Source organism: Psychrobacter sp. 1U2 (assembly GCF_051847575.1).
The window spans coordinates 121,211-138,650 of sequence record NZ_JBPYDC010000003.1 but is presented as its reverse complement, the minus strand read 5'-3'; the positions used below and the strand labels follow the sequence as shown (position 1 = coordinate 138,650).

Here is a 17,440-nt window from a genome sequence, read left to right as displayed (position 1 = left end):
AAACTACTGGCTAATGGGATAAGTAGTGATACCACTACTTGGACTATCAACTCTAGTAAAACCTGATGGCGGCGTCACTTGCTTTGGCGTCTGATCGCGCTTGGGGATTAGCGGGTTGAGCGGCATGAGCTCAAAGTCTTTACTGACGTCACCATTCCAGCCCTCGGTACCGCTAAGGGGCAGCTGCTTAATCGTACCATTCTTGTCGATAACCAGTTGTAATACGCGCATCTGATTGAATTTGCGCTCAGTGACGCTTGCCACCGCGCCGCCATCACGCAAGATCGTCGGCTGCAGAAATATAATCAGATTGCTCTTTTGCGTGCTGTCGTTATCTGAGCGAAATAAGCGACCAATCACTGGCACGTTACCGAGACCGGGTACTTTTTGTTGGCGGGTAGTCGAGTTATCACGCATCAGACCACCAAGGGCGATCGTCTGCTGATCGTCTGCCAAAATAGTGGTGTTGATCAGGCTTTTATTAGTAATAATTCCACTTGAGTTGCCGACACTTCCTGGCACTACTGATGAGACCTCTTGCGAGACCTCCAAGCGTACTGTGCCGTTTTCGCCGATATGCGGGATGACGTTGAGATTAATACCAATATCTTGGCGCTCGATAGTCTGGAAGGGATTATTCGAGTCATTACCGCTAGTGGTAAAAGACCCAGTAACAAAAGGCACGTTTTGCCCGACTAAAATACTCGCTTTTTCATTATCTAAGGTCAAAATAGAAGGCATAGACAGTAGATTGGCACTGGTCGAGGAATCTAGCGCTTGCAAGATGGCACCATAAAATTCGGTGTTGCCTTGACTGTCTTTGCGGCTATCACCAATCCCTATCAAAGCGCCAACGATTGAGTTAGCCGCAGCGCTGAGCCCAGCAGCTCCAGCTGCGCCGCCGCCCGCCAATGCCGCTGCCGCCAAGGACGTCGCGCTAGCACCAACGTTCGTGAAGTTCACGACTCCTAAGCCGCTATTGGCATTACCAAGTGCCCACTGTACGCCCAACTGGGTAGCATCATCGCCCGATACTTCCACGATAGCCGCCTGAATGAGCACCTGCGCGCGGCGATTGTCCAATTGATTAACCGCCTCCTCAATCTCAAACATCAACTCAGGCGCGGCATTGACGATGACGGCATTTTGCGTCTCGTCGGCAATAATACTAAAAGGCCGGCCGGTGGTACTATCGGTCGCGCCGTCAGTCGTACCACTAGTCGCAGAAGGTGTGCTGGTATTATTATTAGTGTTATTGAGCAGCTCATTGGCAGCACCGTTAAGCGTAGCACCTGTGCTACTAGCTCCGGTCAAGGAGGCCGACTCTAGAGTGGAGGTTGCCCCTGAGCTATTAAGAGACTGATTGGCCAATAAGCCGCGTAGCATATCAGCGATATGAGCGGCGCTGGCATACTTCAAGCGAAACACACGCAAACCGCTGAGCCGACGTGATGGCGTGGTATCGAGCTGATTGACCATCGCTTGTACCTTAGCAATCATCTCCGGACTACCTTTGACCAGCAATCTATCGCTTGCGCTATCGGCAATGACTTTGAGCTGATCGCCGCCGGCGGCCTGACCACCGCCAGTACTGACCAAAGCGCTGATCAGATCCATCATGCGCTCAGAGTCGACATGGCGTAGCGGTATCACTTGCAGACTATCATTGATATTGCTATCTAAGTCGCGAATCAACGCGGTAAGCTGGTTTAGGCTATCAGCGCGATCAGATAACACGAGCGCATTGACGCCCGGTACGGCAGCAGCATGGGCGGACTGCGGCATCAGGGGCCGAATAACGCCTAAGATCTCAGCGGCTTGAGTGTTAGTCAGATAAATCACCCGGGTGGCCAACGACTCGCCAACGCTATCACCGCGCAAATCTACCGCCACGCCCGATTGCTTAGCGACATTATCCGGAACTAGCTTGACTGTGGTACCCGAATCTATCGCCGCTATACCATTGACTTGCATCACACTCAAAAACAGCTGATAAATCTCATCTCGCGATAAGGCACGGTTGGATATGACAGTGACATTGCCATTGATACGCGGATCTAGAACAAAGTTTTGATCGGTAATCGTGGCCACTTCGTTGATAAAAGCTTTTATATCGGCATCTTGCAAATTGACTTTCCAGCTCTCAGCGCTTGCTAGACCACAAGATGCTGCCCATAATGGCAGCGCCAAACATAAAGGCCGGCACATACGCAGCAACCGCTGTATAGAAAGACGTAAAGATGTCATTGAAAACTTATCCAAACTTACCATGGTCATGATTACCCATTATGATGTCACTTGTGAGGTACAAGATGCTACAGGCTAACATACTGCTAACTGACAGTTATAAATTAACGCGGTAAAACTTGTGTACGATAAACTGATAAAACTAAATTATGATAAAAATATCTTCGCGCTTCCCTAAAACTGCTGACGAATAGTAATCACTTGCTCGCCTCGTTGCACTTCAATCTGCGCCTCGCCCGATTGCTGCGCTTGTTGCAAAACCGTCGCATCTTGCGCTGGACTGCTACCAACCGTTTGCCCGTTGACAGTCAGTACTTTGTCTCCAGCCTCAAGCCCTAAACGATTACGCAACCCTGAGGGCATAGCTGCGGTGACCTGATAGCCTTCACCTGATGCCATGACGCCCATACGGCTCAGATAACTGGCCGGATTTTCTTTTAGCGCGGTTACCGCGTCATCGATAGCGGAGCTCGTGTCGGCAGGTTTAGCCTCTTCTGCTAGCGGATCATCAGTGGCTATCGGCGCGCTTTGGGTTGGCAAAGGCAGCGTATTGCTTGAATTATTAGTATTAGGAAGGCGCTGATTGCCAATAGCGTTATCATCTAGCCCTCGCTGATCAAGTGGTAACGCCTCTGGCATCTCGATGACGGTTTGCTGATCGGCAGTGTCAGCAATAACCACCGCGTTCCAATCTACACTGATAAGCGTAAAGCCGGTATCCTCTAAGCTATCACCGATACGATAGTTTTTGACATTACCATTGACGTCTAGTAGCGCTGACGACAAGCTATCAGGTATGGCGAGCAGCACTCCTTTTAGCTCCACATTCGGCGGTGGCTGGACGGCTGCCGTAACAGGTTCAGGATCTGCAAAAATGGCAAACAAGTTACTATTATCAACGGAACTATTTGCGTTGTTTTGAATCGCTTGTAGCGGTAACGCTGGCGCTAGCGGCGGCGCTAATATCAGCCATAATAGCCGTGCTGCTACCCAACACAACCAAATAATAGCCAATAACAATAGCCAAGCTGAGAAGCGATTGAGAGTATCCATCACCGGCTTTAATCGCGCGCTCATACTCATTATCAGTTTGCCCCTAAGCCGGTTAATAACGGCTGACGCACACTAATGACTGGGGTATCTTGCGGCGCTTGGCCTTGATATTCTGGCATGTTCTCGAGTAGGCGCTGGGTCAGACTGACATCTAGCATATTGTCACCATCCAGATACAAGTCGCCTAAGCGTTTGTCTTGATTATTTAATAAATTGACATGCAGTAGGTGGTTATCGTTTTTTTGTTCCGTACTGAGCTGTGCTCGCATGGTCGGCATCGTAATGTAGAGCAGCTTGCCCGCATTAGGATAACCAACCTCACCGCCAACCCAAGTTAGCTGACCGTCCGCTTCATGGAACCCTGCGCTCTTCTCTCCCGCCGCTGACTGACGCTGTAAAGAGACATTGTTGAGCTGAATCGGCGTATTGGGTAGCTGCCAATCGACGACACTCGTCAAAGTTTCAGCAGCAATGTTGCCGCTCATACCATCCACTTGCCACGTGCCGCGCCCTACTTTGACTTGTCCCTCTAAGCGCGTTTGCCCGGTAGTAATCTCAACGTCAGCGCCAAGCTTACCCAAAAACAACTGCCACGGCTGCCAAGTCCAATTGGCCGAGCCGGTCAGCGCCGTACTCGTTTGTGGTAATTGCCAAATAAGCGCGCCTTGCCAGACATTCCCTGATACTTGCTGTACATAAGGCGACTGGGGAGCATACTTTTCAACTATCCATGCTGCTGGCATTTGCAGTACTGCAAATAGCGCAAACATCACCATGCCCACCAGCCACCAGAGCTTACGCGGACGCTTATTGGACGATGTAGACAGTTTTGGCACGAATAAAAGACTCTTTTATAGGGGTTAAAAGCTCATTATCATAGCAAATAATCCGCTATAGGTGACATAAAAAAACCAGTATTCTTAAATAAAAATACTGGTTTCTGGCTCAAGCTTAGCGCCGAGTATCGTGCTGATTTTATAGCTTTATTAAATAGCAAACTCGTTTAGTTCACGGCCAGCCGCTAATGCTTCCACAAGCCAAGTCGGCTTGCGGCCACGGCCCGTCCAAGTCTCTTCATTGTTGTCGGTGTTGCGATACTTGATACTACGCTTCTTCTCCAGTTTCTCACCGGCTTTTAGAATCTCGTCAATGCTGCTATCTGCGTCTTCAGCGATTTTTTCAAATTGCATATAAGCATCATACAGACGCTGATGCTGCTTTTGATCAATAAGCTGCTGGGCATTTTCAGTAATTGCACGCAGTTGATCGACGTCCAAGTTTTGTAAATCAATAGGGTTGTTATTCTTCATAATAGCCTCGGTATAAAAGTGTTCATTATAGGAAATATACTTAATAGCCTAAAAATTTATAATCCATTGGTCGTCATCTTCTTTAATAGCTTATTCTCTAATAAAAGATGCGATTATTCGATCATAAATATAAAGTGATTAATTTAATCTAAATACAGACTGCATTAACTGACCATATTATACCAAACTCTATTAACTATAATACTATATTTATAATTCACTATAGATAGCGTTACTTTTTAGAAAAAGAACATAAGTTCTTTTTTCTTCTATGAACTATTGAATATAAAAACATACAGTGCTAATAGAATATTAAACACTACAAAAGCATATCTCTATATTTTATGTTCACCTTTTATAGTTAAGTCATAAAACTAAAAATACTTTTTTATCTATAGTCGATTCACTTTAAAAATTATACAGTGCTACTGGGGCAAATTTCGCGCAGCCTCTGGAGTGCAAAGCGTACAACAAGCAAGGAAAATTTGTACCAGTAGCACGACGATATTAACGTATCGATTTGATTTCGTATTGGCTATATCAAGCTAGTTATAGCCCAATAAAAAAAGGGTCTATTTATATAGACCCCATCTGATTTAATCAACACTATTAGATTATGTATCCTAAAACGGAATATCATCATCGACCGGACCGTCTGGCATTGCGTTGGGCTTAGACTGCGGTGCCTGTGCTGGTTGGTTAAATTGGTTATTGGTCTGAGCAGGGGCACCTTGGTTGCCATAGCTACCCTGCTGACTACCTTGTGCTGCCGCTGCTATGCCACCAGCTTGACCCTGCTGACTACCAAATCCTTGTCCACCGCCTTGGTTACTATAGTCACCTTGCGGACCACCTTGACCACCGCTAGCACCATCTAGCATCTGCATTTGATCGGCGCGAATTTCGGTAGCATAGCGATCACTACCGTCAGGAGCTTGGTATTTACGCGTGCGTAAGCTACCTTCGATATAGACCTTGCTGCCTTTTCGTAGGTACTGAGCGGCAATTTCGCCTAAACGATTAAACAGTGAGACACGATGCCATTCAGTGGCTTCTCTTTTTTCACCGCTTTGCTTATCGGTCCATTGCTCAGAGGTGGCTACTGAGATATTAGTAACACTACCGCCATTATTGAATTGACGTGATTCAGGGTCCGCACCAAGATTGCCGATGATGATGACTTTATTAACTCCGCGCATAATGTCTTCCTTTTTTATAGATGATTTTGTTGATAAGCGCTAAGCTCTTATACAAAAGCCTAAACCGCTTACTTTAATCTATTTTTATAAGGTCAATAATTATTAACCCTAATTTTCAATTAATATTATAGGCTCACTTTATACGTTTTTTACGTAAATATCTAGCTGCACTTATTCATAGACGACAGTTCGTGTCGTCTATGAATATACATTTGTATACCATTTAGTACTATTAGTTTTTATTACCGTTTATGGTGTATGCTCATCATGGTGCATACTTAAAGTCACACTGCCAAGCTCTACGCCAAACTTACTCATCACGGCGCGGTTCAACATGACATTATCATTAATTAAATACATCCAATCATCAAAATTGACTTGGTAAGTCTTATCATTGACAGGTAAATCCAGCACGTACTGCCAGTGAAAGGCGTTGCCTACCACTTCTCCAGTAGCTTCGCCGATCACGTCGCCAGCGGTTCCTGTCCATGTGCCGTCAGCTTGCTTAGTGAGTCGCCAAATGCGCTGTGACTTACTGCCATCAGCCCAAGCAAACTTTTCATCTAAGACGATAACGTTGTCACCTTCATGGCTGGCATCGATATCGACGGTGAAGCGTTTTTTGACTTCGCCGCTGCGACCTTGAAACATACCGTAACCGTCGATCTGACCCGAGAAAAACTCATGCATATCCAGCGCCGGTTTGGCGTTTTGATAAGTTTGAATATTTTGGGTGGCACAGCCTGACGTTAATGCCGCCACTGATATAGCAAATCCTACCCCTAGCGTCATCGCAACAGTAGGCGCTGATTTTAGAGTAAGGTTAATGTTGAATGCGCTCATCTCAATTCCTTTTGAATAGCTCAATTAAATATTTAACGGGCTTTGTGCTAACTTGGCAAGTTCTTGCTTTGCTTCATCTGTTAGCTGGGTTTTATCTAGTTTTAGATAAGCCACTTGCTCCTTTGCCATGACGACTAGCTCATCGACGCCATTGATTGCCATCATTTGTTGCGACCAATCCTGAACATCAATGTTACTCGGAATCGTCACTGTGGTACTAGATAAATACGGCGGCTGCGAAATTGGCAGAATAATTAATAGTGCCACAGCCATTATCACTGCCAAAATACCCCATGCGAGCATATCAGGCTGGCTCAATAGCAGACCACCCATCGCGCCACCGACGAAGGCACCGAAGAACTGACTCGATGAATTCAGTCCCATAGCCGTAGCTTTGTTAGCGACTGGGGCGCGCTTAGAGATCCAAGAAGGAATAGTGGCCTCAAGCAAGTTAAAGCCCATAAAATACAGCAGTAATCCTAAGATAATACCGACACCGACTTGGCTACCTAAGGCTAATAATGCTAATGCTGCGGTCATCAAACCAATCGCAGCCAAAAAGACTTGGCGCATCTTACGCTTCTTTTCAGCGATGATAATAAAAGGAATAGCAACAGCAAAGCCGATAAACAACAGCGGCAAATACACTAAGCCTTGCTGGCGCACCGACAAGCCCATGACTTCTGTGAGCTGATGCGGCAAGATGACAAATATAGCGGTAAGCGTCAGATGCAGCGCAAATATACCAAAATGCAGCCGGTTGAGATCACCGATTTTGAGCACAGTAGCCAGCTGCTGACCAATCGATTTATTATCTAAGTTATGCTTGAGCACCCGTAGCGGCGTCGGTACGACGAATAATAGCAGCATAGCCAGTACCGCAAAGCCGGCAGTCAACCAAAACAGCCCTGACATGCCAAGCGAGCCGACTAATAACGGCCCAAAAGCAAAGGCGAGCATAATAGAGGTGGCAATGGTCAAACCCATAGTGGCCATGGCTTTGGTGCGCATCTCCTCGCGCGTGACGTCAGCTAAGAGCGCCATCAGTACCGCCGATACGGCCCCACTACCCGCGAGTGCGCGACCGATAATAACCTCGTAAATATCTGTGGCGTTGGCCGCGATGATACCGCCGATGGCAAACAGTATCAGGCCAAACATGATAATAGGCTTACGCGGAAACTTATCGGCAGCAAGGCTCATCGGTATCTGAAAAACCGCTTGACCCAAACCATAAATACCAACGGCTAAACCAATCAAAAAAGGCGTCGCATGCGCATAAGTGCTGCCATAAACAGAAAACACCGGCACTATCATAAACAGGCCAACCATCCGCAGAGCAAAAATACCACCTACCCCTAAGATTGCCCGTTTCTCTACGCTATTCATACTTGCCTCACTGGTTCATCTTATAACATCTGATAGCTACAGCTTGCAGACCACTTAATGGATTGATCACCAAGCCCGATCCTACAAAGGTTGATCGAAGCCGGCTTAAAGACCTCAGGTATCGCATGACGTTACTATATCTGCGCTAGCTTCAGCTCCAAATCAAGCTCCCTAGTATAAGACATTCGCCATTTTCTTGCCGAGACTTTTATCACAAAGCACTCTTTACTGACTGTATCTCTATAGTTTTGTTACCAACCTTCTTTAATACGTATCCCTGACTTGAATAATCGCTTAATCGTGACTATAAAGTAAAGCGTTGATAGCATTGTTCTTTTACTCATTGTTCTGCTACTAATACTGCTCATTAGCTAATAACTGCAGCAGTGGAAAACTGACTCAATAGCTATCGTAAAGATATAAATATCGGTTAACTATTTAACCCCAACTCCTATAAGCAGACTTTTGTTAATTTATAAAAATAAATAGGGTTTAAAAAATAGTTAAGTGTTTTACCACCTTTTCTTTTTATTTATCTATTTTATTATTATTTAAGCTCATCTACTCTTTTTAATTTACAAATGTTGGTTATCTTTATTAATCGCTAACCCACTTTAAAAAATAGGAAACCCCTTACCGATGGCCCATGACCATATCGCAATACGCGGCGCTCGTACTCATAATCTCAAAAATATTGACTTAGATATTCCACGCGATAAGTTCGTCGTGATTACCGGCTTATCCGGTTCTGGCAAGTCGTCCTTGGCTTTTGATACCCTTTATGCTGAAGGGCAGCGTCGTTACGTTGAGAGCTTATCCGCTTATGCGCGTCAGTTTTTATCGCAGATGGAAAAGCCTGAAATCGATAGTATCGAAGGCTTGTCACCAGCGATTGCCATTGAGCAAAAATCTACCAACCATAACCCGCGCTCAACCGTTGGCACGATCACTGAGATTTATGATTATCTGCGTCTGCTCTATGCGCGTATCGGCACGCCCTATTGCCCTGAGCACGGCGAGCCGATGGTGGCGCAGTCTGTGACGGAGATGGTTGATCAAGTCATGGCGCTCCCCGATGAGACCAAACTTATGATCTTGGCTCCTGTGGTTCGTGAGCGCAAAGGTGAGCATACGGTTTTGCTTGAGCAATTAATCGGACAAGGCTTTGTGCGCGTACGCGTCGACGGTCATGTCTATGATACTGACGAATTGCCAACACTCGATAAGAAGAAAAAACACACGATTGAGGTCGTCGTGGATCGCTTTAAAGTGCGTGATGATCTAGGCAACCGCGTGGCGGAGAGTTTAGAGACTGCGCTACGTCTGGGTCAAGGGTTAGTTACGCTACATTTTATGGATGGTAATCCGAAAGAAGATGGTAGCGACAATCAAGTGATGTCGGCTAAGCATTCCTGCCCTGTTTGTGATCGCGCCGTATCTGAGCTGGAACCGCGGATGTTTAGTTTTAACAATCCGTATGGTGCCTGCCCGACTTGTGATGGTCTGGGTAAGCGTCAATACTTCGCCGCTGAAAAGCTGATTACTCATGTTGATAAAACGCTCAATCAAGGCGCAATTAATGGCTGGGATAAGCGCCATTCTTATTACTTTGGTTTGCTCACCACCGTTTGTAACCACTTTAATATCGATATGGATATGCCGTGGACGGATCTACCCAAAGCTCAACAAGACCTAATTATGCAAGGCTCTGGTAAAGAAAAGCTGACCTTCAACTTTACCGATGAGCGTGGCCGTAAAACCAATAAAACGGTACCGTTTGAAGGCGTGCTTCCTTATCTTGAGCGCCGCTATGCCAAGACTCAAAGTAACCTCGTGCGTGATGAGCTAGCCAAATACCTTGCTGATACCACGTGTAATGTCTGTGATGGCGCGCGCTTGAATGAAATCTCCCGTAACGTGCGCGTTGATGAGCAAACCATCGCGGAGATCGTTAAGCTCTCTATTGGTGATGCTGCTGATTACTATAAAACGCTTAAAATAAGTGGTCATAAAGGTGAAGTCGCAGAAAAAATATTTAAAGAGATTAACGAGCGCCTCAACTTCCTCGTTAGTGTTGGTCTTGATTATCTAACGCTGGCGCGCTCGGCCGAAACGCTATCCGGAGGTGAAGCGCAGCGTATCAGGCTTGCCAGTCAAATCGGCGCGGGTCTCATGGGGGTGATGTATGTGCTTGATGAGCCGTCTATTGGTCTGCATCAGCGCGATAACGACCGTTTGCTAAAAACCCTAACGCGCCTGCGTGATTTGGGCAACACTGTCCTTGTCGTCGAGCATGACGAAGATGCCATTCGTCAAGCCGACCACGTCATCGATATCGGTGTCGGTGCAGGCGTACATGGTGGTCATATTATCGCCCAAGGCACGGTCGATGAAATTATGGCGACTAAAGATTCGCTGACTGGACAATACATGTCGGGCAAAAAACGTATCGAAATTCCAACGGTACGTCACAAAGCCAAAACCATAGAAGTCGAGGGTAAAGGCAAAGCCAAATCAAAAAAAGTACCCATGACCATTGAGCTAAAGGGCGCGTCAGGTAACAACTTAAAAGACGTCGATCTGAGCTTGCCAGTTGGGGTAATGACGTGTGTTACGGGCGTGTCAGGCTCTGGTAAATCGACACTGATTAATCGTACGCTTATGCCTATCGCGGCGACTCAGCTCAATAATGCCTCAACACTAATCGCCGATAAGCATGACAGCATCAGCGGTCTGGAGCATTTGGACAAAATGGTCGATATCGATCAAAGCCCAATTGGCCGTACGCCACGCTCTAATCCTGCGACTTATACCGGTGTGTTTACGCCCGTACGTGAGATGTTTGCACAGACGCCTGAAGCGCGTGCGCGTGGTTATAAAGCGGGTCGCTTTAGCTTCAACGTCAAAGGCGGTCGCTGTGAGATATGCCAAGGCGACGGTCTGATCAAAGTCGAGATGCATTTCTTACCCGATATGTACGTGCCTTGTGATACCTGCGAAGGTAAGCGCTATAACCGCGAAACCCTTGAGATTCATTATAAAGGTAAAACCATCGCTGACGTGCTGGATATGACCGTTGAAGATGCCACTGAATTCTTCTCCGCCATTCCAGCCATTTATCGCCGCTTGCAAGCGCTGATGGATGTGGGTCTGAGCTACATTCGCCTCGGACAATCCGCGCCTACCCTATCGGGCGGTGAAGCCCAGCGAGTGAAACTAGCACGCGAACTTGCCAAGCGTGATACCGGACAAACGCTATATATCTTGGATGAGCCAACGACTGGTTTGCATTTCCACGATATCAATAAACTGCTCAACATCCTGCATGCGCTACGTGATAAAGGCAATACTATCGTCGTGATTGAGCATAACTTGGATGTGATCAAAACTGCCGATTGGGTCATCGATCTTGGCCCTGAAGGCGGTAAAGGTGGCGGTATGATTATCGCGGAAGGTACGCCGGAGGAAGTGGCGGAAGTGAAAGGCTCGCATACCGGTGAATTTTTAAAGCCGGTTTTGGAACAGGCGATGTCTGAGGCGAGTTAGTAGGTTGATTGTTTGGTTTTGATTTAAAGGCTACTCTTTTGGGGTGGCCTTTTTTTATATTTGATTATTATTTGTATACAAAAACCTTAAGCACAGATTTACTTAAGGCTTAGTTTTCGTTCGATTGATCATAGAGACTACATAGTGTATCTACTTAACTAAAATTATCTAGTTGTTTAAAAGTAAATCATAGTTTTCTGAAAAGTCAGGGTGTATTCTATCCACAGTTTCAAAAAATTCTTCTTTGGTTTTTGATAGTTTCATAATAGTTGTCACGGAAGATACTAATTGCATTAACTCTGGATGTCCTTTATCTGGAGTTAAAACTTGATGCAACCTGGTTCCTTTGTTACCTAATTTTCTAGCTCTATTCTTAAGCTCTGGTAAAATTTCGGGAGCTAGCTTTTTGTATATAACCTTGTTAGTAACATGTCCAAAAAAACCTGGACGTTTTACTTTTCCGTTTTCAGGAGGGTAAGGCATATCATACAATCTAAATAGTTCTTTATAATAGTCGTCAGGAAAAGTTTTAATCCAAGCTTGCAACTCATTATCTACAAACTTTTCGAATAGCTTAGCAAGTGCATCTTTTTTACGAGCTTCTTGATAGCCTGTAACTTCATCAACTAAACTAGTCATCCCTACTTGCGATAAAGCTCTTACTAATATTTCTGCTTTCTTAGCAGTACCTACTTGGGAAGGGTGTAATTTCTCCTCTTCTCTAGCCTTCAGATATAGATCAGCAACTAGTGGCAGAATATTCGCATCATAACCACTTTGAATATTACCTTTTAGATCTACATACTCAATTTTTTTAATTACCTTTTTTAGGTCATCAGATACAAAAGGTTGGAGGTTCTTAGCATCCATAAAAGTAGGAATATTGGCTAACCTTGCATTCCCTCTTCCAGGTCTATCAAGTGCATCAAAAACTGCATTCTGTCTAATAACTCGTACATCACCCTCAATTACTGCTACATCTAAACTACTATCTCCAATTTTTATTTCACCCTCGTAGCCTGCTTTAGGTAAGTTAGCTTTATACTTTCTCGCGTTTACTCCCTTCATAGAACGAGCCTTACGCTCTGCTACTGTCATTTTTGAGGCTGTCGCTTTACCACTATTTTCACGTCCCATGTCATAGACCTATCTATCAGATTAAACCTTATTATAATTACAAGTAAATAACTTGTAAACTACTTTTATTAGTAATTAACTTGTAATTATAACGCTACAAGAAAAATATTATCTTACTCAAATCACAATCAATTAATAAGATACATTCCATAAACCATACCTACTAAATTTCGATAGCAAATAGTGTGTAGAGCGTACCCTACAAGGGCTTATTGATGCCTTGGAAGAAACATTTTTAAGAAAATTGCTACAACTTTCAATTTTCGTTATTTCAAAACCTACCCAATTGCAGCCACTTTTCCAATCACAACACTTTCATTACAATCAGCCCCATCACGACAGCTAAAATAGAACACATCCAAAATTCAATCAATAACTCAAACTATAAGGATGACTCATGACGAAGACTATTTTAATTACCGGCAGCACGGACGGCATTGGTAAACTTGCCGCTCTAAATTTAGCAAAAGCGGGGCATAAAGTGTATTTGCATGGCAGAGATGCTGACAAGCTTAATAACGTTATTGATGAAGTTAAAGCAGTAGCGACAGGCGCGGCAGCAGATGATATCAATGGGTTCGTGGCTGATTTGTCAGATTTTCGTGCAGTACGCGACATGGCAGCAGAAGTTAACGCCAAGCTATCGCAGCTTGACGTGCTGATTAACAACGCCGGGATTTATACCACTGCATCGCCCGTGACCAAAGACGGATTGGATGTCCGTTTCGTGGTCAACTATTTAGCGCCTTACGTATTAACCAACGCCTTATTGCCCCTGCTTAAAAATGCTAGCAAAGCGCGCATTGTCAATCTAAGCTCAGCAGCACAAGCGCCAATATCCTATCCCGCATTTGCAGGAAACGAGCGTCTCGATGACAAAGATGCCTATGCGCAAAGCAAGCTCGCGCTTACCATGTGGAGTATGGGATTAGCCGATGCCGTTGCAGATGACAATATCAATGTCATCGCAGTCAATCCAGGCTCGCTACTCAATACCAAAATGGTCGATGAAGCGTATGGCAAATACTGGTCATCAGCGGATAAAGGCGCGAACATCCTAACGCAGCTTGCCACCTCAGATGAGTTCGCTGATGATACGGGTAAATACTTTGACAATGATATCAAAGACGGCGCGCATGGTGAGGCTAGAGGCGAGTTCGGACAACCGCATGCCGATGCCTTAAATAAAGACGCTATTGACGAGCTTAAACGCCACACTCAAGATCTATTACAATCACTATAATTTTATCACTTATGAGGTGTGGGAAAATAAGGAGCTTATGGAGTAGCATGGCCAAAGCGCGCATTTTCAAAAATTTGTCAAGGTAACGAAAGATATGCTTGATAACTATGAGCTGACGCAAATGACTCGTATTGCGTAAGATTTGTAGACATAAAATTAAGGCTTAACCGTTTATTATCATTGCTCAAGATAAGGATGTCTTTAATGAAAATCACAAACAACCCAAAGCTAAAAAAACTCGCCTTCAAAGTACAAAAAGCTATCGTTAAAAGAATAGTGTACTTGCCCAAACCTATTTTACGAAAAATCGCAGGCGAGCCTATCGTCATAGACGGTCAAACTTTGGATGTCTCAGTGCAAGTCATTCTAAAGCTATTTGACGCGCCGCCTAACCATTTAGCCAGCGTTGCCAGTACGCGTAGGCAGATCGATGCTCAAGGGCCTTTGCTCGCGCAGTCTCATCATAAAGATATTATCAGCGATGACTTTGAGCTTGACGTCTCAGACGGTGATAGCATCACGCTACGCCGTTATCGTCATAAAGATGTCAAGGATAATAATCAGCCCGCCTTAGTGTTTTACCACGGCGGCGGTTATGTCGCAGGCTCGCTTGAGTCACACGATTTGGTTTGTCAGCACTTAGCCGCTAGTGGTCATTGTACCGTCATCGCAGTCGACTATCGCTTAGCGCCTGAACACCCCTTCCCTACTCCTATCAACGATGGATTAGCCGCTTTTCGTTATATTGCCAGTCATGCCGATAAGTTTGGCGTTGATGCGAGTCGTCTAGCGGTTGGTGGTGATAGCGCAGGCGGTAACTTAGCGGCTGTTGTGGCGCAGCAAACTAAAAACGACACTCATCCACCAAAGTTGCAAGTATTATGGGTGCCTTGGGTCGATATGAGCCGTGAGTATGAGTCGTATGAGTTATTTGCAACGGGTTTCTTTTTGGAGCGTGTAAAGATGCGCTGGTTCAAGGAGAAGTATATAAATGATGACACCGATACCAAAGATCCACTGGCGTCACCGATATTTGGTGACTTAACGGGCGTTGCTCCTGCTGTCCTTATGGTAGGCGGATTTGACCCGCTACGTGATGAAGGCGTAGCTTATGCTGAGAAGCTTAAAGACGCCGGTGTAGAGACTGAGCTTACGGTGTATGAAACTATGCCGCATTTGTTCTTAATGTTTGCAGGCGAGATTAAGGACGCCAAAGTGGCTTTTAATGATGCGAGTCGGTCGCTTAGAGCGTTGTAATGGATTATTAGGTTTCGTACCTTGAAACAAACCTACCTTATATCAATCGCATTGAGCTACGAATTTGGCGTAGGTTGGTGTGGAGTTTGCGACACCCAACAAAACCATAAGTTATTTTTAATAATCAATACTAGCAACTAGACGTTTTTTAGCCCTGAGCGAGGCAATAACAAAGCAATGCTTTGTCCGAGTGCAAGAGAATTTGCATTCTTGCAAATTCTAGTAGCAGTTATCCTTGGTTGACCACTAAATTGCAGGATGGTCTCGCGTTATCAAGGCAACGGGAACGCTACTGGCTATTGACCACTACTCTAGTAGGTAAGCAAGATAGTAGCGAGACAGAAGATTCCCTTTAAGGGATTTTCACTTGCGAAGCTAAAAATGCAGTGTAATTTTTTAACGCTTCTCAGGATTAGCTACTTATCAAAACGTCCTCAACCTAAATAAACTCCCGCTCAACATTCATCATTCGTGCGTCCACCGTCCGCTCTATTTTCTCCTCAATTTGACTGCATTGCGACTCAACTTCACGTTTAGATAGTCCGACGATGACAAACGTCCATTCGCTAGCATCATGCCGATCGCGCTCACCGCTCTCGCAGACTGGCACGCTTGGTGTATTGCCAAAGCGCGCATGCAAGCCGCCCATACGTTGGCGCTTTTCTTTTAATGAGCCGCAGCCGGGTAGCGCAAAGGTTAGAGTCAAGATAGCAATATGCATAAGTTCTCCTTATTAAAGTTATTCACGCTTCATGGTATCATCAACCATACTTCGCGCGAGGTCAGATCCTTGTAACTTTATAATTATGACTATCCGTGACAAACAGCCCAAATAATAACTAAACGAAGAGACCTTATATGAGTAAACATTATGATTATATCTCCATCGGTGGTGGCAGCGGCGGTATTGCCTCCATCAACCGCGCGGCAAGCTATGGCAAAAAGTGCGCGATTATCGAGGCTGAGCAACTAGGCGGCACTTGTGTCAACTGGGGCTGCGTACCCAAAAAGGTTATGTGGTATGGCGCGCAAGTCGCTGAAGCTATCGAGAAGTACGCGCCAGACTATGGCTTTGATGTCGAATTAAAGAACTTCGACTTTCAAAAGTTGGTGCAAAGCCGCCAGCAGTATATCGAAAATATCCATCGCTCTTACGATAATAACTTAGCCAAAAATGGCGTTGAGGTGATAAAAGGCTTTGCTAAATTTGTCGATACCAATACCGTTGAAGTCAACGGCGAACACATTACCGCTGACCATATCTTGATCGCCACGGGCGGTCATCCTATTAAGCCTGATATTAAAGGCGCAGAGCACGGTATCGACTCAGATGGCTTCTTTGAATTAACACACTTGCCAAAACGGGTGGCTATCGCTGGCGCTGGCTATATCGCTGTTGAAATCGCGGGCGTACTCAACAGCTTGGGCGCTGAGGTGCACCTATATGTTCGTCAGCACTCGCCGCTGCGCTCGTTTGACCACACTATCGTCGAAACTCTGCTGATAGAGATGGAGCAAGACGGTGTTCAATTGCATACCAACACCACGCTCACTGAAGTCAATAAAAATGAAGACGGCAGCTTAGAGTTATTTACCAAAGATGGTACGCTTGATACGGTAGATTGCCTGATTTGGGCGATTGGTCGCGCGCCTTCCACTGATAACATTAACTTGCAAGTGACTGGCGTAGAAACTACCGAGTTTGGCAAAATTAAAGTCGATAAATTCCAGAATACTAATGTCAAAGGCATTTATTCAGTCGGTGATATCATCGAAAACAGTATTGATCTAACGCCAGTCGCTATCGCCGCAGGTCGGAGGCTTTCAGAGCGCTTATTTAATGAAAAAACCGATGAGCATCTGGTTTATGATTTGATACCGACCGTTATCTTTACCCACCCTGCTATCGGTACTATTGGGTTATCCGAGATTGACGCCGTTGAGCAGTATGGCAAAGACAATATCAAGTGCTATAAATCAACCTTTACCTCGATGTATAGCGCGGTTACTCAGCATCGGCAAAAGTGCGTCATGAAACTGGTCTGCTTAGGCGACGAGGAAAAAGTCATTGGTTTGCATGGCATTGGCTACGGCGTCGATGAGATGCTGCAAGGCTTTGCGGTAGCAATTAAGATGGGCGCGACTAAGGCGGACTTTGATAATACCGTTGCCATTCATCCAACGGGTGCAGAAGAGTTCGTGACGATGCGTTAATA

Annotated in this window: 13 protein-coding genes; 4 read left to right on the top strand and 9 right to left on the bottom strand. The window is 45.4% G+C overall.

The window, feature by feature from the left end; translation table 11 throughout:
- Positions 1–3: 3 nt before the first annotated feature.
- From gspD to ACS8FD_RS02650, 7 genes are all read right to left on the bottom strand, one after another.
- Positions 4–2,271, bottom strand: a complete 2,268-nt coding sequence (gspD, locus tag ACS8FD_RS02680; RefSeq protein WP_439274376.1) for a type II secretion system secretin GspD — start codon at positions 2,269–2,271, stop codon at positions 4–6.
- Positions 2,272–2,421: 150 nt separating this feature from the next.
- On the bottom strand, positions 2,422–3,324 hold the full coding sequence (locus tag ACS8FD_RS02675; protein WP_439274330.1) for a type II secretion system protein N: 903 nt from the start codon (positions 3,322–3,324) through the stop codon (positions 2,422–2,424).
- Positions 3,325–3,332: 8 nt separating this feature from the next.
- On the bottom strand, positions 3,333–4,136 hold the full coding sequence (gene gspN / locus ACS8FD_RS02670; protein WP_439274329.1) for a type II secretion system protein N: 804 nt from the start codon (positions 4,134–4,136) through the stop codon (positions 3,333–3,335).
- Positions 4,137–4,286: 150 nt separating this feature from the next.
- A complete protein-coding gene (locus tag ACS8FD_RS02665) occupies positions 4,287–4,610 on the bottom strand; it encodes an H-NS histone family protein (RefSeq protein WP_439274328.1) in 324 nt (107 codons plus the stop codon).
- 623 nt (positions 4,611–5,233) lie between these two features.
- Positions 5,234–5,809, bottom strand: coding sequence for a single-stranded DNA-binding protein (gene ssb, locus ACS8FD_RS02660; RefSeq protein ID WP_439274327.1), 576 nt, complete (start codon positions 5,807–5,809; stop codon positions 5,234–5,236).
- A 249-nt stretch (positions 5,810–6,058) separates the two neighbouring features.
- Entirely contained in the window at positions 6,059–6,652 is a 594-nt protein-coding gene (locus ACS8FD_RS02655; RefSeq protein ID WP_439274326.1) for a DUF3833 domain-containing protein, read from the bottom strand.
- A gap of 24 nt (positions 6,653–6,676) precedes the next feature.
- On the bottom strand, positions 6,677–8,041 hold the full coding sequence (locus ACS8FD_RS02650) for an MFS transporter (RefSeq protein WP_439274325.1): 1,365 nt from the start codon (positions 8,039–8,041) through the stop codon (positions 6,677–6,679).
- A gap of 639 nt (positions 8,042–8,680) precedes the next feature.
- Between ACS8FD_RS02650 and uvrA the strand changes: the two genes are divergently transcribed.
- Entirely contained in the window at positions 8,681–11,587 is a 2,907-nt protein-coding gene (uvrA, locus tag ACS8FD_RS02645) for an excinuclease ABC subunit UvrA (protein WP_439274324.1), read from the top strand.
- Positions 11,588–11,755: 168 nt separating this feature from the next.
- Here the strand turns inward: uvrA and ACS8FD_RS02640 are convergent, their stop codons facing one another.
- Positions 11,756–12,724 carry a P63C domain-containing protein gene (locus ACS8FD_RS02640; RefSeq protein ID WP_439274323.1) on the bottom strand — a complete coding sequence of 323 codons (969 nt, stop codon included), beginning with the start codon at positions 12,722–12,724 and terminating at the stop codon, positions 11,756–11,758.
- Positions 12,725–13,121: 397 nt separating this feature from the next.
- Here ACS8FD_RS02640 and ACS8FD_RS02635 point away from each other — a divergent pair, with 397 nt between their 5' ends.
- The gene (locus ACS8FD_RS02635; RefSeq protein ID WP_439274322.1) at positions 13,122–13,967 is read left to right on the top strand and encodes an SDR family NAD(P)-dependent oxidoreductase; all 846 of its coding nucleotides are present in this window, start codon (positions 13,122–13,124) and stop codon (positions 13,965–13,967) included.
- Between the two features lie 204 nt (positions 13,968–14,171).
- Positions 14,172–15,224: an alpha/beta hydrolase gene (locus tag ACS8FD_RS02630; RefSeq protein WP_439274321.1), complete on the top strand. Its 1,053-nt coding sequence runs from the start codon at positions 14,172–14,174 to the stop codon at positions 15,222–15,224.
- A gap of 439 nt (positions 15,225–15,663) precedes the next feature.
- On the opposite strand, the gene ACS8FD_RS02625 is transcribed toward ACS8FD_RS02630, so the two are convergent.
- Positions 15,664–15,945 (bottom strand): DUF503 domain-containing protein, encoded by a 282-nt coding sequence (locus ACS8FD_RS02625; protein WP_439274320.1) that lies wholly within the window; start codon positions 15,943–15,945, stop codon positions 15,664–15,666.
- Positions 15,946–16,082: 137 nt separating this feature from the next.
- Here ACS8FD_RS02625 and gorA point away from each other — a divergent pair, with 137 nt between their 5' ends.
- Positions 16,083–17,438, top strand: coding sequence for a glutathione-disulfide reductase (gene gorA / locus ACS8FD_RS02620; RefSeq protein ID WP_439274319.1), 1,356 nt, complete (start codon positions 16,083–16,085; stop codon positions 17,436–17,438).
- Positions 17,439–17,440: the final 2 nt, after the last annotated feature.